Below are 21,678 nucleotides of genomic sequence, written 5' to 3' on the forward strand. Positions count from 1 at the left end.
GAGATTCATGATCAATCGCAGAATTGCTGGACGTTGGCGCGGCTTTTTTCGCTCGGTGCAGTCTGGTCCTGTTGTAACCAGAACTGGCATTTGGGGTTCGATAGATTGCGGTTGTTGCTGCGGGCCTGATCAAGCCTTTGCTGCTGCTCGTTCTTGCGCAGGTTCTCTTCGTACTGTTCGAACAACGGGCTCTGAGGCGGAATATCCGGCACCGGTTGCACCACCACCGGTGGTTTGGCCAGTTGCTCGACCGCTGCCGCCACAGGCGCCAGTTGCTCGTTGAACAACAGTCGGGAGGTGAGCCAGCACGTCAGCGCGATCGCGATAAACCCCAGCCACACACCCAGGGCAATGCTGCCGGTCAGTTGCAAGGCGTTTAGCTGGATTGGCAACGGGCGGCGCGGGTTGGGACGGTAGGGCATGGCTGCCTCCTGGCGGGTGGTTGCGGGCGAGTGGCGATTGTCGCATGAAGATTAATCGCCGTCGGCTCTTCTGCACGGGGTAATTTATGAGGACAATCGGCGCCTTTGCCAACGGGAGCCTGGAATGCCTGAAATGAAAGCCCGCTGGGATATTTTCTGCGCGGTGGTCGACAACTTTGGCGACATCGGCGTGACCTGGCGTCTGGCCCGACAGCTGGTGGCCGAACATTCGGTGGCGGTGCGTTTGTGGGTCGATGATCTGCGGGCCTTCGAACGCTTGTGTCCGGAAATCGACATCAACGCCTCACAGCAATGGCAGCAGGGCGTCGAAGTGTGTCAGTGGACGACCGACTGGCAGCCGACTGAAGCCGCTGATGTGGTGATCGCCGCGTTCGCCTGCCAATTGCCGAGTGCTTACATGGAGGCCATGGCCGAGCGGGAAAAACCGCCGCTATGGATGAATCTCGACTATCTGAGTGCCGAGGACTGGATCGTCGGCTGCCACGGCTTGCCGTCGGTGAAATATAAGAGCGTACAAAAATTCTTTTTCTTCCCGGGGTTTCAGAAGGGCACCGGTGGCTTGCTGCGGGAAAGCGGATTGCTTGAGCGTCGTCAGCAGTTTCAGCAAAACCCCGAGGCCCAGCGAGAATTCCTGCAAGGTTTAGGGATTGATCGCGCGCAAGGTGCGCAGTTGATCTCGCTATTTGCCTACGAAAATAACGGGCTGGCCAGTTGGCTCGAGGCAATGGCTGCCGACTCTACGCCCACGCATCTGCTAGTGCCCGAAGGTCGGATTCTTGGGGATGTCGAACGTTGGCTCGGTGTGGACGGTCTGGTGGCCGGCGCGCTGCATGTGCGCGGTGAATTGACCGTGCAAGTGCTGCCGTTCGTCCGGCAGGATCAATACGATCACCTGCTCTGGTGCTGCGATTTCAATGCCGTGCGCGGCGAAGATTCCTTTGTCCGCGCCCAATGGGCGGGCCGGCCGCTGCTCTGGCACATCTATCAGCAGGACGAAGACATCCATCTGGACAAGCTCGACGCCTTCCTCGCGCTGTACACCCACGGCCTGTCGGAGCCTGCCCGCGAGGCGATCAGCGGTCTTTGGCGGGCGTGGAATGCGGGTGACAATATTACCGGGCACTGGCAATCGACCCGAAAACACTGGCCAGAACTGCAAAAACACGCCGAAGCGTGGTGTCTGGAACAGGCTTTGCAGGCAGATCTTGCCGCAGCGCTGGTACAGTTTTATGTAAATTGGATATGATACGCGGCCTAGATTTTTGTAAATCCCATCCAAATTCGGATATTCGCAATGAAAACTGGTAAAGAACTGAAACCCGGTACCGTGATCCGTCTCGAAAACGATCCTTGGCTGGTTCAGAAAGCTGAATTCACCAAGTCTGGTCGTAACAGCGCGATCATGAAGACCAAGCTGAAAAACCTGCTGACCGGTTACAAGACCGAGATCGTTTACAGCGCCGACGACAAGCTGGACGACGTAATCCTCGACCGCAAAGAAGCGACCCTGTCCTTCATCAGCGGCGACACCTACACGTTCATGGATACCACCGACTACACCATGTACGAGCTGAACGCTGAAGACATCGAAGCCGTTCTGCCTTTCGTTGAAGAAGGCATGACCGATGTTTGCGAAGCGATCTTCTTCGAAGAGCGTCTGGTTTCCGTAGAGCTGCCGACCACCATCGTGCGTGTAGTTGACTACACCGAAGGTTCGGCTCGCGGCGACACTTCCGGCAAGGTGATGAAGCCTGCCAAGCTGAGCAACGGTACTGAGCTGCAAGTTGCTGACTTTATCGAAATCGGTGACAAGATCGAGATCGATACCCGCGAAGGCGGTTCCTACAAAGGCCGTGCTAAATAAGCACTGCTTCAGGAATGAAAAAGCCCGACCATCGAGTCGGGCTTTTTTTGTGGCCGAAGATCAAGATCAAAAGATCGCAGCCTCGTTGCACTCGACAGCTCCTACAGGGGAATACAAAACCAATGTAGGAGCTGTCGAGTGCAACGAGGCTGCGATCTTTTGCTTTATTTCAGGTGTTGCTTGAGCTCTTCAGAGGCTTGAAGCATCGCCGAACGCACCGCTGGCACCTGGCTCACCACGTTAAGCAAACCATAGTCGTGGATCATGCCGTTGTAGCGCACCGCCGTGACCGGCACCCCAGCCTCGTCGAGTTTGCGGGCGTAGGCTTCGCCTTCATCGCGCAGCACGTCGGCGCCGGCGGTCTGCACCAGGGCAGGTGGCAGGCCCTTGAGTTGCGCGGTGGTTGCCCGCAACGGCGAGGCATAGATCTCGTTACGCTGTTTGGCATCTGTGGTGTAGTTGTCCCAGAACCACTTCATCATGTTTTTGGTGAGGAAGTGCCCCTCGGCAAACTGGTTGTAGGACGCCGTCTCGAAGCTGGCGTCAGTCACCGGCCACAGCAGCACCTGGAACCTGATCGCTGGCGTGCCTTTGTCTTTGGCCATCAGCGCAACCACTGCCGCCATGTTGCCGCCGACGCTGTTGCCGGCCACGGCCAGACGTTTGCCGTCGACGTTGATCTCTTTACCGTGCTCGGCCACCCATTTGGTTGCGGCGTAAGCCTGGTTGATCGCCACCGGGTAATGCGCTTCCGGCGACGGGGTGTAATTGACGAACACTGCCGCCGCCCCCGAACCGGTAACCAAGTCCCGAACCAGACGTTCATGGGTCGGGAAATCCCCCAGCACCCAGCCACCGCCGTGAAAGAACATGAACACGGGCAGCGGACCTTTGACCCCGGCCGGCCGGACGATGGTCAGGTTGAGCGGTTGGCCGTCGACTTGAATGGTCTTCTCGCTGACATCGGCTTTTGGCAGCGTCAGTTTCACCCCGGCCTGCGCGCCGACCAGCACGGCGCGGGCTTCTTTAGGGGTGAGTTGTTCCATCGGTTTACCGGTACCGGCATTCAGAACGTCGAGGAACCCCTGGGTGTTGTGTTCAACACCTTCACCCGCGAACGCGCTGTTAATGGACAAGGCGAGAAGGGGACCGGTCAAGACTTTACTGAAAGTGCTCATGTTCGTTTCCTGGTTCGGGCCTGGGAATCAGCGGTTAGACGGTAACGTGCAGGCGCACATCGACGTTGCCACGGGTGGCGTTGGAGTACGGGCAGACCTGGTGTGCAGCGTCGACCAGGCTTTGTGCATCGGCGTGTTCAAAACCCGGCAAGCTGATGTGCAGGTCGATGTCGAGGCCGAAACCGCCAGGGATCTGGCCGATGCCGACATGGGCGGTGATCGAAGCGTCGTCCGGGATTTTGCGTTTGGTCTGGCTGGCCACGAATTTCAGCGCGCCGATGAAGCAGGCGGAGTAGCCGGCTGCGAACAGTTGCTCAGGGTTGGTCGCTGCACCGCCAGCACCACCGAGTTCTTTGGGTGTGGCGAGTTTGACGTCGAGGATGTTGTCGCTGGAAACCGCACGACCGTCACGGCCACCGGTGGAAGTTGCGATAGCGGTGTAGAGAGTTTGCATGTGTAAGCCTCATTCGAGTTTGGTTATTTCGCGCTAAATGTTTGTGCGCTAAGTAAGTGCGAAATAAATGTAGCTCGTGAATATTTAGCGCGCAATATAAATTTTTGAAGAAGTTTTGGTTTGAGAGGCAGGGGCTGAATGGATGTGTTGAGTTAGAGCTGTTGCGTCAGGATTTTCAGCGGGGATTTTTCTGACGGGGGGGAGCGAGGTCGGAGGGACACCACAAAGCAAATGTGGGAGCGAGCTTGCTCGCGATGGCGGTGAGTCAGTCAACATCAATGTTGAATGTCAGATCGCTATCGCGAGCAAGCTCGCTCCCACAGGGGATTCGTGATGGTTTGGAGATTAGAGACTGTCCTGCAGATTACTGCGCAGCGCTTGCAGCTCCGCTTGAAGTTTCTGCAGGCGCTCCAGCGTCATACCGCTAGCGCCGAGGATGCACTGGGGAACGTCCCGAGCCTTGTCCCGCAAGGCGCGGCCCTGTTCAGTCAGTTCGACAATCACCACCCGCTCGTCCTCACGGCTGCGGGTGCGGCTGAGCAAGCCTTCGACTTCCAGGCGTTTGAGCAGTGGCGTCAGTGAACCGGGATCGGTCAGCAAGCGCGTGCTGATTTCGCCTACGGTCAAACCGTCCTGTTCCCATAACACCATCATCGCCAGGTATTGCGGATAGGTCAGGCCCAGCGCTTGCAACAGCGGCTTATAGACCTTGGTCATCAGCAGCGAGGTGGAATGCAGGGCGAAGCAGGCCTGATTGTCCAGCAGCAGGTCGTCGCAGTTATCCGGGGTGTTGCACTCGGTGGTCATTTCGAAGCCTTGATCAGTGATCGTCATAAATCTAGCGGGCGAATCTTTAATGCACCAGACAATTCTAGCCTAGTGCCGGTCGAGGGTACTTTGCAGGGCCAGATCCCACGGCGGGATCGGGCTGAAGCGGGTTTTCAGGTATTCCAGCAATAAGCGGCTGCGGGGATTGGGTTGTTGCTCAAGGCGCAAGGCATAAATACCGGTCGTTTCCGGTGGTGGCAGGCCGTGTTCGCAGAACAGCGGAAGCAGTTCACCGCGTAACAGGTATTCGCTGGTCAACCAGGTCGGCAAGTGCGCGATACCCAGCCCGGCCAATGCGCCGCAAACCAACGCCTCTGCATTGTTGGCACTCATGCGGATGCGCGCCGGGCGGTGCAAGTGCATCTGCCCGTCCCGCTCGAAACGCCAGGCGAACGGCGGTGCCAGGCCATCCCAGTCGAGCCCGTCGTGTTCAATCAACTGCGCCGGATCGGTTGGTACACCACGTCGTTGCAAATACCCGGGGCTGGCGCAGGCGATGCGCACCATGCTCGCCAGCGGCGTGGCCACCAGCCGGGTATCGGCCATTTGCCCGGCACGCAGCACCAGATCGACCTTACCCAGATTCAAACCCTGCATGTCGACGAAACTGTCGATCAAGTGCAACTGCACATCGAGACCGGGGTAGAGCATCAGAAAGTCGGCAATCACCGGCGCCAGGTGTCGCCGCCCGAACGCTGCCGGTGCATCGATCCGAATCAAGCCTTCGGGTGCGCTGCTCAAGGATACCGCCTCAGCCCGAGCCAGCCGCAGTTCAGCAACGATCCGCCGCGCGCGCTCGGCAAACGCCAAACCCGCCGGCGTAGCGCGCACTGCGTGGGTGCTGCGAATGAACAACTGGCTGCCGACGGCGCTTTCCAGGCTGTCGATGCGTCGCGCCACCGCCGAAGGGGTCAGCGGGTGGCGGCGGGACGCGGCGGAAAAACTGCCGGTTTCCAGCACGTCGAGGAACAGACCCAGTTGTTCGGTCAATTGATTGGGGTTCATGGTGTCGTCTGCGCTTGTGCGAAGTTGGCACAGCCATTGTGCGTTGCTGTGCGTTTCCCCGCCAGCGCCGACTGCGTAGGATGAATAGCCTGACGTGAAGGGAAAATCGCCTGTGATTGAGTTTTTAATGTATCTGGTGTTTGGCGCTGCCTTGGGCACCCTCGGTGGGTTATTCGGCATTGGCGGTGGTTTGATCGCGATCCCGCTGCTGGGCGTGTTGTTCGGCCTCGATCAGCAGATTGCCCAAGGCACGGCGCTGGTGATGGTGGTGCCCAACGTGATGCTGGCGCTGTGGCGTTACCACCAGCGTAATCGCATTGAATTGCGCCACGCGCTGCCATTGGCCTCGATGGGGTTCTGTTTCGCCTGGATCGGTTCGATCTGGGCGGTGGGCATTGATGCGCAAACCATGCGCGTCGGATTTGTCGCGTTCCTGATTGCCCTGTCGGCCTACAACCTGGTGCGAATGTTCTGCGCCAACGCGCCAGTGTCTGCGCAGATGAATTACTCATGGCCATGGCTGGGCGTGCTCGGCGCCGCCTCCGGCACCATGGGCGGGTTGTTTGGCGTGGGCGGGGCGGTGGTGGCAACGCCAGTGCTGACCAGCCTGTTCGGCACCAGTCAGGTGGTTGCGCAGGGTTTGTCGCTGGCGTTGGCGCTGCCGAGCACGGGCGTTACGCTGGTGACTTACGCGGTGCACCATCAGGTCGACTGGATGATCGGCTTGCCCTTGGCGGTCGGTGGTCTGATGAGCATCAGTTGGGGCGTGAGGATCGCCCACGCACTGCCGGAACGGCTGCTGCGCGGGTTGTTCTGTGGTTTTCTGGTGCTCTGCGCGGTGATGCTCGCCCTTAAAGTTTGAAGCCTTCGACGATGTGTTCGGCCAAGCACTCAGTGATCGGCGACGGGTTGTGCAGGTTGCGCACCAGCATGATGCTGGCCTCGGGCAGGATCGGCAGGTCCTCGGCCTCACCGAGTATGCGCATGTCGGGCGTGATCAGGCTTTCGAGTTGCGCGGTGACGGCCAGTCCGGCGCTGACCACCGCCATGATCGCCGACAGGCTGTCGCTGTTGTACGCCACGCGGTAATCGCGACCCATGGCATCAAGCGCATTGCAGGCCCACAGCCTGCAGAAGCAATCACTGTTGAACATCGCCAGCGGCAGCGGCGTTTGCTCATGGGCGCTGAAACATTGCGCCTCGGCCCAGACAAAATGCTCCTTGCGCAGTAATTGGCCGATCTCGTTGCCCGGTTCGCGGGTGACGATGGTCAAGTCCAGGTCCTGGCGCAGCAGCAATTGTTTTGATGATTCGCAGTGCACCTCGATCTGGATCAGCGGATACGTCTGGGCAAATCGCCGCAGAATCCCCGGCAAAAAACGCATCACGTAATCGTCCGGCGTGCCAATGCGCACCATGCCGACCATGTGCGGCTCGCGCAACGTATTGAACACCTCACTGTGCAGCTTGAGGATGCGCCGGGCATAGCCGAGCAGCACCTGACCCTCAGCCGTCAGCCGCACCTGCCGCCCGTCGCGCTGGAACAATTGACGCTGCAACACATCCTCTTCCAGCCGCTTCATCTGCATGCTCACGGCGGACTGAGTGCGATTGACCAACTCGCCGGCACGGGTAAAACCGCCCTGGTCGGCAATGGCGACAAAGGTGCGCAACACTTCGGTGTCGATACTCGGGTAGGCAGGCATTCATCAATCTCCGAGATGTGTTACATCAGAAACATTCGTTGGATTGATCTTAGCCCCGGCGCGACACTTGAGCCATCCAAACGGAGGGCAACAAGATGAAAGGTCAAAAAGGTTATGTCGATGTAGAAAAACACTCGGTGCACCTGATCTCCGATTTGCTGCACAAATTCAATCGCTGGTACGAACTGCACCGTGAACGTGAAATGTTGGCGGGCATGAGTGATGAAGCGTTGAAAGACATCGGGCTCAGTCGTGCGGATGTCGAGCACGAAACCATCCGCCCATTCTGGGATGACCCGATGCACAAATGAGTCATACAAAACTACACAAACCGTCTCCCGGTGAGGTAGGTTGCGAGCAGACAAGGAGATGCTCATGTGCGCAACACTGTCCTTTGCCATCAAACAGGCTCGGCGTCTGGCGCTGGCCGCCCAAGGGTTCAACGGGCGCCAGCCGCCAGCGGCGATCAAACCGGTTCAGCTCAATCGTCTGATCGAGCGGCTGGGCATTCTGCAGATCGATTCGGTCAATGCATTGGTGCGTTCGCACTACCTTCCCTTGTTTTCCCGCCTCGGCAATTACTCATCCGACTTGCTCGACCAGGCTGCCTGGAGTTCGGGCCGCCGGCGCACGCTTTTCGAGTATTGGGGGCATGAAGCCTCGTTGCTGCCCTTGTCGATGTACCCGTTGATGCGCTGGCGCATGCTGCGCGCGACCCGTGGCGAAGATATCTATCAGCAATTGGCACGTTTCGGTCGGGAGCAGCAGGACACGATTCGCCGGGTACTGGCCTCAGTTCAGGAGTTGGGCGCGCTTGGGGCCGGAAGCCTGTCGACCCGTCAGGAGCGGGCAGGGCCCTGGTGGGACTGGAGCGCGGAAAAGCATGCGCTGGAATGGTTGTTCGCCGCCGGTGAAGTGACCGTGGCCGGGCGGCGCGGGTTCGAGCGGCTTTATGATCTGCCGGAGCGGGTGATTCCTTCGGCGATTCTTGCGCAGCCGCTGCTGAGTGAGGCCGAGGCCCAGCGCGGCTTGTTGCTGCATGCCGCGACAGCGTTGGGCGTCGGAACAGAAAAAGACCTGCGGGATTACTTTCGTCTGAGTCCCGGTGATGCCCGTCCGCGCTTGGCGGAACTGGTGGAGGCGGGTGAATTGCTGAGCTGTGAAGTCCAGGGCTGGCGGCAACCGGCCTATTGTCTGCCAGAGCCGAAAGTGCCACGCAAGGTCGAGGCCAGCGCCTTGCTTTCACCCTTCGACTCACTGATCTGGGAGCGCAGTCGCACCGAGCGCCTGTTCGATTTTCGCTATCGGTTGGAGATCTATACGCCGCAGGACAAGCGGGTCTACGGGTACTACGTGTTGCCGTTTTTGCACAATGAACGGATTGCCGCTCGGGTGGATCTGCGCGCCGAGCGGGCGCAGGGCAGGCTGGCGGTGCACGCTGTGCATGAGGAAGAGCCGGGGCTGGATGACGAGGGGATGCTGGCGTTGGCGGTCAATCTACGGCGAATGGCGGATTGGCTGGGGCTTGAGCGGGTTCAGTTGAATTGCCCGCGGGCGAGTGCGGCGCGGTTGCGGGTGGCATTGTCGCAGTTCAGTGGTGTTTGAGCTGACGCCATCGCGAGCAAGCTCGCTCCCACAGGTACAGCGCAATCCTGTGGGAGCGAGCTTGCTCGGATGGCGGTGTATCAGGCAACCAAAGACTTACTGACTCATCGCCGGACTTGCTTCAACGTCTCGGCAATAAGAAACGCCAACTCCAGCGACTGATCGGCATTCATCCGCGGATCACAATGGGTGTGATACCGATCCGATAACCCGTCTTCGGTAATCGGCCGCGCCCCACCAATGCACTCAGTGACATTCTGCCCGGTCATCTCGATGTGGATGCCGCCGGCATACGTGCCTTCCGCTTCGTGAACCTGGAAGAACTGCTTCACCTCACCAAGGATCTGCGCAAAGTCGCGGGTCTTGTAGCCGCTGCTGGCCTTGATGGTGTTGCCGTGCATCGGGTCGCAACTCCACAGCACTTGCTTGCCTTCGCGCTGCACGGCACGGATCAGTTGCGGCAGGTGATCGCCGACCTTGTTCGCGCCCATACGCGCAATCAGGTTCAGACGGCCCGGATCGTTGTCCGGGTTGAGCACATCGATCAGGCGAATCAGGTCTTCGGGGTTCATGCTTGGGCCGACTTTGACCCCGATTGGATTGTTCACGCCACGCAGGAACTCGACGTGAGCGCCGTCGAGCTGACGGGTGCGATCGCCGATCCACAGCATGTGCGCCGAGCAATCGTAGTAATCGTTGGTCAGGCTGTCGCGACGCACGAAGGCTTCTTCATAGTTCAGCAACAGCGCTTCGTGGGCGGTGAAGAAACTGGTTTCGCGCAGTTGCGGCGAGCTGTCCATGCCGCAGGCGCGCATGAACGCCAGGGTTTCATCGATGCGATCGGCCAGGTGGCTGTACTTCTCGGCCAGCGCCGAGTTGGCGATGAAGTCCAGGTTCCACTTGTGCACCTGATGCAGGTCGGCAAAACCGCCCTGGGCGAAGGCGCGCAACAGGTTCAGGGTCGCGGTGGACTGGTGGTAGGACTGGAGCAAGCGCTCCGGGTCCGGCACGCGGCTTTTTTCATCGAAACCGATGCCGTTGACGATGTCGCCACGGTAGGCCGGAAGGGTGACGCCGTCGATGGTTTCGTCATTGGCCGAGCGCGGTTTGGCGAACTGCCCGGCCATGCGCCCGACCTTGACCACCGGGCAACCGGCGGCGAAGGTCATGACGATCGCCATTTGCAGCAGGACTTTAAAGGTGTCGCGGATTTTCGCGGCGGAGAACTCGGCGAAGCTTTCGGCGCAGTCACCGCCCTGCAGCAGAAACGCGCGGCCTTGGGTCACTTCGGCAAACTGACGGCGCAACTCCCGGGCTTCACCGGCAAACACCAGCGGCGGATAACTGGCCAGCGTTTGCTCGACGTGCAGCAAATGCGCTGCGTCGGGGTAATGGGGTTGTTGCTGGATCGGCAGGGCGCGCCAGCTGTCAGGGCTCCAGGGTTGGCTCATCACGGTCTCTAGTGTTTTACGCTCGGACTGTCATGTTATCAGCAATTAGTGCGTGACCTGTTCCCGTCGCTTCGCGGACAATCGCGCTTTTGCCGCGCCACTCCGCGGTTTTAGTACGTTGCCGGGCACGGCGACGATCAGGAGACGAAATGACTGAGGAGCGCGTCGAGCATCTGCTCGCCGAGGTACAGGATGAGTTCGGCGTGATTCGCGTGCTGGAAGTGGCTGATTACCGTTTTCTCGAGTTCGGTGATGCCATCGAACAGAGCTGCGTGTTCACGGCTGACCCGAGCTGGCTCGAATACGATTACACCCGGGCGATGCTGATTGGCGCGTTGTGCCACGAGCAGCCGGAAAGCGCGCTGTTCCTCGGCCTCGGTGCCGGCACCCTGACCCAGGCCTGCCTCAAGTTCCTGCCGCTGGAGGACGTCGAAGCCATCGAGCTGCGCCCCGACGTGCCGCGCCTGGCCATTGAATACCTTGGGCTGGATGACGATCCGCGGCTGTATATCCGGGTGGGCGATGCGCTGGAACTGCTCGACACCGCTGAGCCGGCGGATCTGATTTTCGTCGACCTCTATACCGATGTCGGGCCGGGTGTCGGGCATCTGGCGTGGAATTTCCTGGAAAACTGTCAGAAACGTCTGAGCCCGGGTGGCTGGCTGGTGATCAATCAGTGGGCCACCGACGATGGCAAGCCGTTGGGCGCCGCATTGTTTCGCGGGCTCTATCACCGGCATTACTGGGAACTGCCGGTGAAGGAGGGCAATGTGATTCTGCTCGTGCCTTCGGAGCTGGATCAGGAACTGGACATGGACGGCTTGATCGCCCGCGCCGAAGGGCTGGCGCCGCGTTTGGGGTATTCGTTGCAGTCGTTGATCAAGGCGATCCGCCCGGCGACATAAGTGTTGTTTGTCAGGGCCTCATCGCGAGCAAGCTCGCTCCCACAGGGGGATGCATTTCAATGTGGGAGCGAGCTTGCTCGCGATGGCCATCTTCCAGTCAACACATGCCTCAGAGTCCTTTGAAGACCCCCGGTCGCTTCTCGATCATAGACCGCACACCCTCCTTGGCATCCTCGCTAGCCAGCAGCTTCTTCACCAGCGTCGGCAATCCCTGCGTCGCCGCTGTTTCCCCTTCATAACGCGCCTGCCTTGCAGACATCAACGTCGCCTGAACCCCAAGCGGCGCCTGCCGGGCAATTCGCTCAGCCAACTCCATCGCCCGTGGCAGCAGATCCTCGCTGGCCATGACTTCCTGCACCAACCCCAGGTGCAACGCCTCATGGGCATCGAATTCATCGCCGGTCAGCAGCCAGCGCATGGCATTGCCCCAGCCAGCGACCTGATGCAGGCGCAACGTGGCGCCGCCGAACGGGAAGATCCCGCGTTGCACTTCTTTCTGGGCGAAGCGGGTGTTGCTGGCGCACAGGTTGATATCGGCGGCCAGCATCAATTCGATCCCGACGGTCAGGCAGTAGCCTTGCGCGGCGACAATCACCGGTTTGCTGACTCTGGGGCCGGCGAACACCCCCCATGGATCGCAGCCGCCGGGCGGTGCCTGCCAGCCTTCGGCCAGGGCCGCGCTGGCACTGACCAGATCCAGCCCTGCGGTGAAATGCTCACCATGGCCGAACACCACCGCCACCCGCGCTTCGCTGTCGGCCTCGAACTCGCCATAGGCCAGGCTCAGTTCGTTAAGCAGATCGAGATCGAAGGCATTGCGTTTGGCCGCCCGATCCAGGCCGATCATCAGGACATGACCGTGCCGTTCACGGCTCACACGACTGGAGCAGGGCTGATTCATTGTGCATTTCCTCGGGCGGGGAAGGGAGGTGTCAGACAGCAGGTCTACGTCACAAGGGTGAACCGTTTTAGCGCGATCGTCAGCAGGGCTGGGCCTTTGAAAAATAGACTGTTGCCCGATTGTCCGCAAAGCGTGTGACAGAACGCTATACACGGCAGTTTTCCGACAAATAAAGCTCCCTTTTTGAGCGAATTCCGGTATAGTGCGCGCCGGCCTTTAACCGGGCCGCGTTTAGGTAGCGCAATTCCCCGAAGTCAGCTTCGGCTGCACGTCCGCACAGCGGACTCTCCCTTGACGAATCTTTTTCATTCATTCGTTTTCGCAAATCCCCGCCGACAAAGCAGCCAGGGCGACTCTTGAGTCTTACACGGCATGCGCAGCTTTGGAGCATGGGTCTTTGCGGATGCACTTAGAGGCAGACCCATGACCCAGGAAACCGGCGGCTTCGCCGCTTTTAATCTTAATCCGAACATTCTTGCAGCCGTCATCGCGACTGGCTACGAAGAACCTTCGGCTATTCAGCAGCAATCGATCCCGATCATCATGGCCGGTCACGACATGATTGGTCAGGCGCAAACCGGTACGGGTAAAACCGCTGCGTTCGCCCTGCCGATCCTGCATCGCATCGATCCTGCTAAGCGCGAGCCGCAAGCCCTGATCCTGGCGCCAACCCGTGAGTTGGCGCTGCAAGTAGCAACCGCTTTCGAAACCTACGCCAAGCAAATGCCGGGCGTTACCGTTGTGGCCGTTTACGGCGGCGCCCCTATGGGTCCACAGCTGAAAGCAATCCGTAATGGCGCGCAGATCGTTGTCGCCACTCCGGGCCGTCTGTGCGACCACCTGCGTCGCGACGAAAAAGTTCTGTCGACCGTGAACCACCTGGTTCTCGACGAAGCGGACGAAATGCTCAAACTGGGTTTCATGGACGACCTCGAAGTTATCTTCAAGGCCTTGCCTCCAACCCGTCAGACCGTATTGTTCTCGGCCACCTTGCCGCAGTCGATCCGTGCCATTGCCGAACGCCATCTGCGCGATCCGCAACACGTGAAGATCCAGACCAAGACTCAGACCGTTACCGCGATCGAACAGGCTCACCTGTTGGTTCACGCTGACCAGAAGACCTCGGCTGTATTGAGCCTGCTGGAAGTTGAAGACTTCGATGCCCTGATCATGTTCGTGCGCACCAAGCAAGCGACCCTGGACCTGGCCAGTGCCCTGGAAGCCAAAGGCTACAAAGCCGCTGCGCTGAACGGTGACATTGCTCAGAACCAACGTGAGCGTGTGATCGAATCCCTCAAGGATGGCCGTCTGGACATCGTTGTGGCGACCGACGTTGCTGCTCGTGGTCTGGACGTTCCGCGTATCACTCACGTGTTCAACGTTGATATGCCGTACGACCCGGAATCCTACGTTCACCGTATCGGCCGTACCGGCCGTGCCGGTCGCGAAGGTCGTGCACTGCTGCTGGTGACTCCGCGTGAGCGCCGCATGCTGCAAGTGATCGAGCGTGTAACCGGTCAGAAAGTTGCCGAAGTTCGCCTGCCGGACGCTCAGGCTGTTCTCGATGCCCGCATCAAGAAACTGACCAACAGCCTGTCGCCGCTGGTGGCTGATGCCGAATCGACCCACGGTGATCTGCTGGATCGCCTGACTGCCGACATCGGTTGCACCCCGCGTGCACTGGCCGCTGCTCTGCTGCGCAAGGCTACCAATGCTCAAGCGTTGACCCTGGCTGCAATCGAGAAGGAACGTCCACTGGTGCCGAACAACGCACCGCGTGGCGATCGTCCAGAGCGTACCGGTGATCGTCCGGACCGTGGTGATCGTGAGCGTCGTGCTCCGGTTCCATTGGCCGAAGGTCGTGCCCGTTGCCGTACCGCGCTGGGTGCGCGTGATGGTATCGCTGCCAAGAACCTGCTGGGCGCTATCCTCAATGAGGGTGGTCTGGCTCGCGAAGCAATCGGTCGCATCCAGGTGCGTGACAGCTTCAGCCTCGTTGAGCTGCCGGAAGATGGTCTGGAGCGTCTGCTGACCAAGCTGAAGGACACTCGCGTTGCCGGTAAGCAGTTGAAGCTGCGTCGCTATCGCGAAGATTGATCCGCTCTCGGGCTGATTGATCGAACATAAAAAATCCCCGATTAGTTCGGGGATTTTTTTTGCCTGTAGCAGCTGCCGAGCCTGCGAGGTTGCGTTCGGCTGCGAAGCAGTCGTAAACCCTGTATGCACGGTGAATCAGCAAGACTGCGGTGTCTGATTTCACGACTGCTTCGCAGCCGAACGCAACCTCGCAGGCTCGGCAGCTGCTACACCGGGTCGAGTCTTGAGGGCTCTGGTGGGGGGAAGGGTTATTCCGTCACCGAACCGCCACCCGCCGTGATCACTTGCACGCTCATGCGTGGCGTCGCCAGATCGAGCCCGGCTTCGTCCAGGTGCCGTTTGAGTGACAGGTTGAACGCTCGGGACACTTCCCACTGCTTGATCGGTGCGGTCTTGAACCGGGCGCGAAGAATCGCGTTGCCCGACTCGAAACTCTCGACACCCTGAATCTCCAGTGGCGACCAGATGTTGCGCCGTTGCAGCGGATCAGTGCGCATCTTCTGACCGACGTCGCGCATCAGTTTGATCGCGTTATCGATGTCCATGTTGGAAGGTATCGCCACCCGGAAAATCGCGTAGCCGAATTCCCGGGAGTAGTTCTTGATGCTTTTGATTTCGCTGAACGGAATGGTGTGGACGATGCCGTCGATGTCCCGCAGGCGCACGGTGCGAATCGTTAATCCTTCGACGGTGCCCAGGTGGCCGCCGACGTCGACGTAGTCGTCGATGGCCAACGAGTCTTCGATGATGATGAATAGCCCGGTGATCAGGTCCGCCACCAGCGACTGTGCACCGAAACCGATGGCCAGACCGATCACGCCGGCACCGGCCAGCAATGGCGTGACGTTCATGCCCATGTTTGCCAGGGCGACGATCAGCGCAATGATGAAAATCGCCACGAACAACACGTTACGGATCAGCGGCATCATCGTCTGCGCGCGAGCATTCGCCAGGCCTTTGCGCGAGCGGGTGAGGGCGTGGTGCACGGCGGTGTCGCTGAGAATCCAGATCAGCCAGGCAAAAATCAGCGTGCCGCCAAGGCTGAACAGTTTGACGCTGACTTCATGGCCTTCGCCTTCGGTGAAGCGGATCAGCGACATGCCCCAGACCCGCAGGCCGAGTTCGATGAACGCCAGCCACACCACCAAATGAGCGAGTGTGTAGAAGAAGCTTTTCAGGCGCTCCGAATACAGCGCATGACGTTTCACGCTGCGCTGCGGTTTGAGTGAATGGCGGCGCACCAAACCGTTGATGACCATGCACAACACCAGCAGCACAGTGCAGATCAGCGACTGACGCAGCGCGGTGCTGGTATCGCCGGCCGAGACGAACGTGGCGAACAGGGAAATACCCACCAGCACCAGCGCCGGCATGTACCAGAAGGTCCCGAGAATCTCGATCGTGTCGCTGAGGGCGCGGCGAGTCAGGCGCCGGGACAGCGGTTGGTTGCGAATCAAGTGGGCGATGGGGCGACGGAACCGCAGGATGAACAGCCCCGTGGAAAGCGCAGCCAATACGTTGGCTACGGTCGCGGCGGTGTGCGCCAGATGACTGCCAAGGCTTTCAACGAGTCGCGGATCGCTCAGGGCTTCACCGAAGGCGGCGAAACTGCCGATCAGCCACAGCGGTCGAAAGGCTTGATGCCGCAGGATGTACAAGGCGCGGTGGCGGTGTGGGCCGTCGAGCACCGAAAAGGCGATCACGCAGATCGCCGAAAAACAGGTGCCGACCACCAGCGCATAAGCCAGCACCATGGCCAGGCTTTTGCCCAATGACGAGGGCAGGGCGTAGCTCATGTAGACCGTCATGACCAAAGCAATCAGCCACGGCCCGAGTTTGCGCAGGGCGAAACGCAACATGTCCAGGGCCTTGGGGTGCTGCGGCAGTTCTTCGGTCAGGCCGAAGCGCATCCGCACCCGGTGGCTGACCCAGATCAGCGCGGCGGCCAGCAAGCTCCAGACCATCAGGATCATGGCAAAGGCAAAGATGATCGGCAGCCATTCATTGGCCGGCAGCACCAGCGCTGTCAGTTCATCCTCAGCCAGTTTGAATTCTTCGGACCAGCGAGTGAGAGGGCTGTCCGCTCCTGAAAACTGCTTTTCGAAACTGGCCAGGGTGCCACCGATCAGTCCCAGGACGCCTACTTCGGTGACCGGCTGGGCCTTTTTGGTGACATCGCGCAGCTTCTTCAAATCCGCCAGCAATTTGGTGCGTTGCTGATCGTTCTCCAGCGACTTGATGACTTCGTCCAGGGATTGCCCCAAGGGCTCTTGCGCCTCTGGCTGTTTTGCCGAGCTGTTGAGCAGGCTGGGCAAGCCGACCGCCTGGGCGGGCGCCATCGGCAGCAGCGTCATGAGGCAGACAAGGAACAAACACGGCAGGGCAAAAAGACGAGCGAACACTAGGCGGTCAACCTCGGGATGAGCGGATCGACCGAGTGTACGAGCCCGTCAAAATCAATGCGAGCCAGGGGTGAGGATTTATTCGTTGAGTTTGGCGAGGATCTTGAAAATCACGGTGGCGAGGATCGTCAACATGCCGATCCACATCGCGAACACGCCGACGTTCTTGTCGCGAAAATTGAAGCCGATAGCCAGCATGATCATCCCGGCAAGAATCGGAATCAGCATGGCGTGGAACGAAGACAACGAGATCATGAGCGACTGCCTTGTCGAAAGGGGTAATTAAAGTGTAGGAGCTGTCGAGTGAAACGAGGCTGCGATCTTTTGACTTTGCTATTTAAAAACAAGATCAAAAGATCGCAGCCTCGTTTCACTCGACAGCTCCTACCAGCTCCTACAGGATTACGGCAGCTCGTGGCAGGCGTAAAACGCGCTCAGCACTTTGACCAGGTGCGCCAGATCATGGCTGCCACACAGTTCACGGATCGAGTGCATGGCGAAGGTTGGCAGGCCGATGTCCACAGTGCGCACGCCCAGGTGGCTGGCGGTGATCGGGCCGATGGTCGAGCCGCAACCCATGTCGCTGCGCACCACGAAGCTCTGTACCGGCACTTCTTCGGCCATGCACAGGTGGCGGAAGAACCCGGCGGTTTCGCTGTTGGTGGCGTAGCGCTGGTTGCTGTTGACCTTGATCACCGGGCCGGCGTTGAGTTTCGGGCCGTGGTTGGCATCGTGCTTGTCGGCGTAGTTGGGATGCACGCCGTGGGCGTTGTCAGCCGAGACCAGCAGGGATTTCTGAATGGTGCGCACGAACTCATCGCCTTCAGGCAGCAGGCGACGTAGCGTCTGCTCCAGCATCGGGCCGTCGGCGCCGCAGGCAGAGCAGGAACCGACTTCTTCGTGATCGTTGCAGACCAGCACGCAGGTTTCGTCGGTTTCGGTGGTCAGCAAGGCTTGCAGGCCGGCATAGCACGACAGCAGGTTGTCCAGGCGCGCCCCGGCAATGAAGTCGCCATGCAGGCCGATGACCGCAGCGCTTTGGGTATCGTAGAAGCTCAGCTCATAGTCGAGCACCACGTCGGCGTTCAAGCCATGTTCACGGGCGAGTTGATCGGTGAGCACGGCACGGAAGTCCACGCGCTCGTCACCGGCAAATTGCGCCAGGATCGGCGGCAGTTCGGTCTGGGCGTTGATCGCCCAGCCCATGTTGGCTTCACGGTTCAGGTGAATGGCCAGGTTCGGGATGATGGCGATCGGCGCCTTGAAGTCGACCAGCTGGCTCTCGACCTTGCCGTCACGGCGGAAGGTCACGCGGCCGGCCAGGGACAGGTCGCGGTCGAACCATGGCGCCAGCAGTGCGCCGCCATAGACTTCGACGCCCAGTTGCCAGAAGCCCTGACGTTGCAGTTCCGGCTGGGGTTTGACCCGCAGGCACGGGCTGTCGGTGTGCGCGCCAACCAGGCGAATGCCGCCGTGCAGGGGCGAATGACGACCCATCTTGAACGCGACGATCGACGAGTCGTTACGGGTGACGTAGTAACGACCGTTGGCTTCGGTGGTCCATGGCTCGCGCTCGTCGAGGCGTTGATAGCCCGCCGCTTCCAGGCGCTGAACAAGGCTGGCGGTGGCATGGAATGGGGTAGGGGAGGCCTTGAGAAAATCGATCAGGCCTTGGTTCAACTCTTCGCGCATAAGTAGCTCCAGACAGCAATGGCGCAAGTTTAACGTATTGGCTCACGGCATTGCAGAGACAATGCCGTTCGACGTACGCCAGCTGCCGATTGGCGAAGAGGATGAGTCAACCGGTGATCAGCTTGCCATTGAGGAACACTTCGCGACGTTGCTTGCGGCCCACATATTCATGTTTGCTCGCGAGGTATACCTCGTTGAATTTTTCCTTCGAGATACCCGGGATCTGTCGAATGTAGTCGTCCACCAGTCGGTCATAGGCAGCTTCGGTAATGAGCTTGTAGATGTCCCGGCGATAGAAGAAGCCCAGTTGAAAACCGAGGGTTTCGCTTTGATGGTTTGTCTGCCCGGCAAAGCAGTTTTCAAAGTCGATGGCTTTGAGTGGGGTCCGCGGCGTTTCCGGGATCATGATGTTTCCAGCCCAGAAATCCATGTGCGTGATGTTCTTGCGCGACAAGGAGCTCAGCAATTCGAAGGCATCGAGAATGAATGTTTCGACGCTGTCCGGGTTGCGTTTAAGCCATTGCACGCCGTCGATATGATCGTCGAGCAGGCGCGTGATAATGAAATATTCCTGGGTCAGCCCCAGTCGGTCCTTGGTGTAACCGAACCCTTGCAGCGGCGGCATTTGCACGCCACGGCGTTGTGCTTCGAGCGTATTGATCAACTCTTCCAGCGGCCAGTCGAATCGGCCATTGCGCTGTGGTTTGCCAAAGGTGACCCGCACTTTTGCCTTCAAGGTATCCAGCGGCTGGACCTTGGCAAACAGTGGCGTATCGCCGGAGGCCAGCGGCGCACTCGCACGGGTGAGCTTGTGGGCACGTCGTTTGTGTATGAGCTGTTTAAGCGCCTGTTGTGCTTCGGTTGAAGGCTGCTCGCTAAGGTGCAGCGTGGTGTTGAACAGGCAGAAGGTGAACGGATAGTCGTCTTGGAATGTCTTGTTGCTGAGCACGAGGGCTTCCTGCCTGATATCAAAGTGCCGTTATTTTACGTTTCATTACAAATTCATGACAATATTTTCACGCCATTTTCACGTCGATTTGTAACAAGAAACAAAAAAAACGCCCTTCAATGAAAGGGCGTTTTTTGGTTCGGCGGTTGCTTAAAAAGGAGCGGGGCACTCGAAGCGCAAGCGTTCGCCGCTTTGCGGGTGAGTGAAGCTCAGCATGCTCGCGTGCAAACATAGTCGTGGCCAGGCGGCCAGTGCTTGCTCGTGGGCATACAGCCCGTCACCCAGCAGTGGGTGGCCGATGGAAAGCATGTGCACGCGCAACTGATGGGAGCGGCCGGTGATCGGCGTCAATTCGACACGACACCAATCGCCGCAACGCTCCAGTACGCGCCAGAAGGTCAGGGCATGTTTGCCGAATTCATGGTCCACCACGTGGCGTGGCTTGGTCGGCGGGTCGTAGCGCAAGGGCAGATCGATGCTGCCACTGTCCAGTTCCGGTTGTCCCCAGCACAGGGCGGTGTAGGCCTTTTCGGTTTCGCGGTCGTGAAATTGCCGAGACAGCTCGCGATGCGTGTCCGGATCACGGGCCAACAGAATAATGCCGGAGGTTTCCCAGTCCAGACGATGGACGATTCGCGCTTCCGGGTAGCCGTTTTCTTGCAGGCGGGTAATCAGGCAGTCCTTGTTGTCATCGGCCCGGCCAGGGACAGAGAGCAGCAGGGTCGGTTTGTTCACCACCAGTACGGCGGCGTCCTGATGGATGATGCGGATGTTGGACAGCGGCATTAAAACAGCCTCGAAACAAACGCCAACGGCGGCTCAGAACCTTCATTGTCCCGTGTAGGAGCTGCCGCAGGCTGCGATCTTTTGATTCTGCTTTTAAAACAAGATCAAAAGATCGCAGCCTGCGGCAGCTCCTACAGGGGCTCAAAGATTCTGAGCCGCCGTGGCTCCTGTCTGATCGACTAGCGGTCAGGCAGGGTGATATTGAGTTCCAGAATCGAGCAGCTGCCCTGGTTTTCCAGAGCGACGTGCACGTCATCGGACCCGATATTGACGTACTTGCGGATGACCTCGACCAATTCCTTCTGCAAGGCTGGCAGGTAGTCCGGTGTACTGCGTTGGCCGCGTTCGTGCGCCACGATGATCTGCAGACGCTCTTTCGCTACCGACGCGGTGCTGACCTTTTTGCTGGCACGAAAGAAGTCAAAAAGATTCATTATCTACCTCCAAACAGGCGCTCGAAGAATCCCTTCTTCGTTACATCGAGAAAACGATGCTCCACGGTTTTGCCCAGCAGACGATCGACCGCATCGCTGTATGCCTGACCGGCATCGCTCTGGTCGTCGAGAATGACCGGCACGCCCGAGTTGGAAGCTTTGAGTACCGCTTGGGATTCCGGAATGACACCCAGCAGGGCGACCGCCAGAATCTCTTTGACGTCTTCGACGCCGAGCATCTCGCCGTCACTGACTCGTTGCGGGTTGTAGCGGGTCAGCAGCAGGTGTTCCTTGATCGCCTCTTCGCCCTTTTCCGCGCGGCGGGACTTGCTGGCCAGCAGGCCCAGCATGCGGTCCGAGTCACGAACCGAGGACACTTCGGGGTTGGTCACGATAATCGCTTCGTCGGCGAAGTACATGGCCAGGTGGGCGCCTTTTTCGATGCCGGCTGGAGAGTCGCAGACCACGTATTCGAAGTCTTCTTTCAGCGCCATCAACACTTTTTCCACGCCTTCCACGGTCAGCGCGTCTTTGTCGCGGGTCTGACTGGCGGCCAGTACGTAAAGGTTTTCCAGGCGTTTGTCTTTGATCAGGGCTTGTTGCAGGTTAGCTTCGCCGTTTACCACGTTGACGAAGTCATACACCACGCGGCGCTCGCAACCCATGATCAGGTCGAGGTTACGCAAACCGACGTCGAAGTCGACGATAACTGTTTTGTGACCGCGCAGTGCGAGGCCGGTACCGATAGCAGCACTGGTGGTGGTCTTACCCACACCACCCTTGCCGGATGTAACCACGAGAATCTTGGCCAAGGTGTTTCACCCCTAAGGAAAAAGGACATTTAGCCCCTGAAAAACATCTCTAGAAAAACTACTGCAGTCGGACAGCCTTGGCTGGAATTCGGTCCAGAACGGCGCTTACCTCGGGTAAACACTGCCTATGGCCTTTTTCCTACTTCGTTTGAGCCGTTTTCGCTAC

The 21,678-nt window shown here is 59.2% G+C and carries 22 protein-coding genes; 7 read left to right on the forward strand and 15 right to left on the reverse strand.

Annotation, left to right across the window (positions count from 1 at the left end; translation table 11 throughout):
- Window positions 1–11: 11 nt before the first annotated feature.
- Window positions 12–422 carry a hypothetical protein gene (locus ACIQU2_RS13850; RefSeq protein WP_347803621.1) on the reverse strand — a complete coding sequence of 137 codons (411 nt, stop codon included), beginning with the start codon at window positions 420–422 and terminating at the stop codon, window positions 12–14.
- Window positions 423–546: 124 nt separating this feature from the next.
- Here ACIQU2_RS13850 and earP point away from each other — a divergent pair, with 124 nt between their 5' ends.
- Both earP and ACIQU2_RS13860 read left to right on the forward strand, forming a co-directional pair.
- Entirely contained in the window at window positions 547–1,689 is a 1,143-nt protein-coding gene (gene earP / locus ACIQU2_RS13855; protein ID WP_347803622.1) for an elongation factor P maturation arginine rhamnosyltransferase EarP, read from the forward strand.
- Window positions 1,690–1,737: 48 nt separating this feature from the next.
- Window positions 1,738–2,307, forward strand: a complete 570-nt coding sequence (locus ACIQU2_RS13860) for an elongation factor P (RefSeq protein WP_028619992.1) — start codon at window positions 1,738–1,740, stop codon at window positions 2,305–2,307.
- A gap of 164 nt (window positions 2,308–2,471) precedes the next feature.
- Here ACIQU2_RS13860 and ACIQU2_RS13865 read toward each other — a convergent pair whose 3' ends face one another.
- From ACIQU2_RS13865 to ACIQU2_RS13880, 4 genes are all read right to left on the reverse strand, one after another.
- Entirely contained in the window at window positions 2,472–3,485 is a 1,014-nt protein-coding gene (locus tag ACIQU2_RS13865; protein WP_347803623.1) for an alpha/beta hydrolase, read from the reverse strand.
- Between the two features lie 34 nt (window positions 3,486–3,519).
- Window positions 3,520–3,939, reverse strand: coding sequence for an organic hydroperoxide resistance protein (locus ACIQU2_RS13870; protein WP_347803624.1), 420 nt, complete (start codon window positions 3,937–3,939; stop codon window positions 3,520–3,522).
- Between the two features lie 345 nt (window positions 3,940–4,284).
- On the reverse strand, window positions 4,285–4,746 hold the full coding sequence (locus ACIQU2_RS13875) for a MarR family transcriptional regulator (protein ID WP_347803627.1): 462 nt from the start codon (window positions 4,744–4,746) through the stop codon (window positions 4,285–4,287).
- Between the two features lie 69 nt (window positions 4,747–4,815).
- Window positions 4,816–5,772 (reverse strand): LysR family transcriptional regulator, encoded by a 957-nt coding sequence (locus tag ACIQU2_RS13880; protein ID WP_403141515.1) that lies wholly within the window; start codon window positions 5,770–5,772, stop codon window positions 4,816–4,818.
- Window positions 5,773–5,884: 112 nt separating this feature from the next.
- On the opposite strand from ACIQU2_RS13880, the gene ACIQU2_RS13885 reads away from it, so the two are divergent.
- Window positions 5,885–6,634: a sulfite exporter TauE/SafE family protein gene (locus ACIQU2_RS13885; RefSeq protein WP_403141518.1), complete on the forward strand. Its 750-nt coding sequence runs from the start codon at window positions 5,885–5,887 to the stop codon at window positions 6,632–6,634.
- Here the strand turns inward: ACIQU2_RS13885 and ACIQU2_RS13890 are convergent.
- Window positions 6,624–7,478: a LysR substrate-binding domain-containing protein gene (locus ACIQU2_RS13890; protein WP_403141522.1), complete on the reverse strand. Its 855-nt coding sequence runs from the start codon at window positions 7,476–7,478 to the stop codon at window positions 6,624–6,626. The genes ACIQU2_RS13885 and ACIQU2_RS13890 overlap by 11 nt on opposite strands.
- Window positions 7,479–7,573: 95 nt before the next feature.
- On the opposite strand from ACIQU2_RS13890, the gene ACIQU2_RS13895 reads away from it, so the two are divergent.
- On the forward strand, window positions 7,574–7,789 hold the full coding sequence (locus tag ACIQU2_RS13895; RefSeq protein ID WP_008146193.1) for a DUF1127 domain-containing protein: 216 nt from the start codon (window positions 7,574–7,576) through the stop codon (window positions 7,787–7,789).
- 64 nt (window positions 7,790–7,853) lie between these two features.
- Window positions 7,854–9,083 (forward strand): winged helix-turn-helix domain-containing protein, encoded by a 1,230-nt coding sequence (locus tag ACIQU2_RS13900; protein ID WP_403141526.1) that lies wholly within the window; start codon window positions 7,854–7,856, stop codon window positions 9,081–9,083.
- 104 nt (window positions 9,084–9,187) lie between these two features.
- Here ACIQU2_RS13900 and ACIQU2_RS13905 read toward each other — a convergent pair whose 3' ends face one another.
- On the reverse strand, window positions 9,188–10,534 hold the full coding sequence (locus ACIQU2_RS13905; protein ID WP_076027974.1) for a class II 3-deoxy-7-phosphoheptulonate synthase: 1,347 nt from the start codon (window positions 10,532–10,534) through the stop codon (window positions 9,188–9,190).
- Between the two features lie 149 nt (window positions 10,535–10,683).
- On the opposite strand from ACIQU2_RS13905, the gene ACIQU2_RS13910 reads away from it, so the two are divergent.
- Complete coding sequence (locus ACIQU2_RS13910) at window positions 10,684–11,439, forward strand: spermidine synthase (RefSeq protein WP_403141555.1); 756 nt, start codon at window positions 10,684–10,686, stop codon at window positions 11,437–11,439.
- Between the two features lie 109 nt (window positions 11,440–11,548).
- Here the strand turns inward: ACIQU2_RS13910 and ACIQU2_RS13915 are convergent, their stop codons facing one another.
- Window positions 11,549–12,340, reverse strand: coding sequence for a crotonase/enoyl-CoA hydratase family protein (locus ACIQU2_RS13915; RefSeq protein ID WP_403141558.1), 792 nt, complete (start codon window positions 12,338–12,340; stop codon window positions 11,549–11,551).
- A 423-nt stretch (window positions 12,341–12,763) separates the two neighbouring features.
- On the opposite strand from ACIQU2_RS13915, the gene ACIQU2_RS13920 reads away from it, so the two are divergent.
- Complete coding sequence (locus ACIQU2_RS13920) at window positions 12,764–14,437, forward strand: DEAD/DEAH box helicase (RefSeq protein ID WP_008146183.1); 1,674 nt, start codon at window positions 12,764–12,766, stop codon at window positions 14,435–14,437.
- A gap of 248 nt (window positions 14,438–14,685) precedes the next feature.
- Here the strand turns inward: ACIQU2_RS13920 and ACIQU2_RS13925 are convergent, their stop codons facing one another.
- From ACIQU2_RS13925 to minD, 7 genes are all read right to left on the reverse strand, one after another.
- Window positions 14,686–16,839, reverse strand: a complete 2,154-nt coding sequence (locus tag ACIQU2_RS13925; protein WP_403141561.1) for a mechanosensitive ion channel family protein — start codon at window positions 16,837–16,839, stop codon at window positions 14,686–14,688.
- A 78-nt stretch (window positions 16,840–16,917) separates the two neighbouring features.
- Window positions 16,918–17,094 carry a hypothetical protein gene (locus tag ACIQU2_RS13930; RefSeq protein ID WP_403141564.1) on the reverse strand — a complete coding sequence of 59 codons (177 nt, stop codon included), beginning with the start codon at window positions 17,092–17,094 and terminating at the stop codon, window positions 16,918–16,920.
- Between the two features lie 147 nt (window positions 17,095–17,241).
- Window positions 17,242–18,531 carry a M18 family aminopeptidase gene (locus ACIQU2_RS13935; protein ID WP_033057168.1) on the reverse strand — a complete coding sequence of 430 codons (1,290 nt, stop codon included), beginning with the start codon at window positions 18,529–18,531 and terminating at the stop codon, window positions 17,242–17,244.
- Window positions 18,532–18,637: 106 nt separating this feature from the next.
- On the reverse strand, window positions 18,638–19,480 hold the full coding sequence (locus tag ACIQU2_RS13940; RefSeq protein ID WP_403141569.1) for a hypothetical protein: 843 nt from the start codon (window positions 19,478–19,480) through the stop codon (window positions 18,638–18,640).
- A 150-nt stretch (window positions 19,481–19,630) separates the two neighbouring features.
- Window positions 19,631–20,266 carry an RluA family pseudouridine synthase gene (locus tag ACIQU2_RS13945; RefSeq protein ID WP_008146175.1) on the reverse strand — a complete coding sequence of 212 codons (636 nt, stop codon included), beginning with the start codon at window positions 20,264–20,266 and terminating at the stop codon, window positions 19,631–19,633.
- A gap of 179 nt (window positions 20,267–20,445) precedes the next feature.
- Entirely contained in the window at window positions 20,446–20,700 is a 255-nt protein-coding gene (gene minE, locus ACIQU2_RS13950) for a cell division topological specificity factor MinE (protein WP_007898843.1), read from the reverse strand.
- The gene (gene minD / locus ACIQU2_RS13955; protein WP_131062423.1) at window positions 20,700–21,512 is read right to left on the reverse strand and encodes a septum site-determining protein MinD; all 813 of its coding nucleotides are present in this window, start codon (window positions 21,510–21,512) and stop codon (window positions 20,700–20,702) included. The genes minE and minD overlap by 1 nt, the downstream gene beginning before the upstream one ends.
- Window positions 21,513–21,678: the final 166 nt, after the last annotated feature.

It is taken from the genome of Pseudomonas sp. NPDC098740 (assembly GCF_044760065.1).
Lineage (GTDB): Bacteria > Pseudomonadota > Gammaproteobacteria > Pseudomonadales > Pseudomonadaceae > Aquipseudomonas > Aquipseudomonas rossensis.

What these genes read in the sequence shown, in the direction of transcription:
- ACIQU2_RS13860 (WP_028619992.1), top strand. Translation starts at nt 1,738, where the DNA reads ATGAAAACTGGTAAAGAACTGAAACCCGGTACCGTGATCCGTCTCGAA.
- ACIQU2_RS13945 (WP_008146175.1), bottom strand. Translation starts at nt 20,266, where the DNA reads ATGCCGCTGTCCAACATCCGCATCATCCATCAGGACGCCGCCGTACTG.
- ACIQU2_RS13865 (WP_347803623.1), bottom strand. Translation starts at nt 3,485, where the DNA reads ATGAGCACTTTCAGTAAAGTCTTGACCGGTCCCCTTCTCGCCTTGTCC.
- ACIQU2_RS13890 (WP_403141522.1), bottom strand. Translation starts at nt 7,478, where the DNA reads ATGCCTGCCTACCCGAGTATCGACACCGAAGTGTTGCGCACCTTTGTC.
- ACIQU2_RS13910 (WP_403141555.1), top strand. Translation starts at nt 10,684, where the DNA reads ATGACTGAGGAGCGCGTCGAGCATCTGCTCGCCGAGGTACAGGATGAG.
- ACIQU2_RS13915 (WP_403141558.1), bottom strand. Translation starts at nt 12,340, where the DNA reads ATGAATCAGCCCTGCTCCAGTCGTGTGAGCCGTGAACGGCACGGTCAT.
- minE (WP_007898843.1), bottom strand. Translation starts at nt 20,700, where the DNA reads ATGAATCTTTTTGACTTCTTTCGTGCCAGCAAAAAGGTCAGCACCGCG.
- ACIQU2_RS13935 (WP_033057168.1), bottom strand. Translation starts at nt 18,531, where the DNA reads ATGCGCGAAGAGTTGAACCAAGGCCTGATCGATTTTCTCAAGGCCTCC.
- ACIQU2_RS13930 (WP_403141564.1), bottom strand. Translation starts at nt 17,094, where the DNA reads ATGATCTCGTTGTCTTCGTTCCACGCCATGCTGATTCCGATTCTTGCC.
- ACIQU2_RS13850 (WP_347803621.1), bottom strand. Translation starts at nt 422, where the DNA reads ATGCCCTACCGTCCCAACCCGCGCCGCCCGTTGCCAATCCAGCTAAAC.
- ACIQU2_RS13920 (WP_008146183.1), top strand. Translation starts at nt 12,764, where the DNA reads ATGACCCAGGAAACCGGCGGCTTCGCCGCTTTTAATCTTAATCCGAAC.
- ACIQU2_RS13870 (WP_347803624.1), bottom strand. Translation starts at nt 3,939, where the DNA reads ATGCAAACTCTCTACACCGCTATCGCAACTTCCACCGGTGGCCGTGAC.
- ACIQU2_RS13895 (WP_008146193.1), top strand. Translation starts at nt 7,574, where the DNA reads ATGAAAGGTCAAAAAGGTTATGTCGATGTAGAAAAACACTCGGTGCAC.
- ACIQU2_RS13900 (WP_403141526.1), top strand. Translation starts at nt 7,854, where the DNA reads ATGTGCGCAACACTGTCCTTTGCCATCAAACAGGCTCGGCGTCTGGCG.
- ACIQU2_RS13875 (WP_347803627.1), bottom strand. Translation starts at nt 4,746, where the DNA reads ATGACCACCGAGTGCAACACCCCGGATAACTGCGACGACCTGCTGCTG.
- earP (WP_347803622.1), top strand. Translation starts at nt 547, where the DNA reads ATGCCTGAAATGAAAGCCCGCTGGGATATTTTCTGCGCGGTGGTCGAC.
- ACIQU2_RS13880 (WP_403141515.1), bottom strand. Translation starts at nt 5,772, where the DNA reads ATGAACCCCAATCAATTGACCGAACAACTGGGTCTGTTCCTCGACGTG.
- ACIQU2_RS13905 (WP_076027974.1), bottom strand. Translation starts at nt 10,534, where the DNA reads ATGAGCCAACCCTGGAGCCCTGACAGCTGGCGCGCCCTGCCGATCCAG.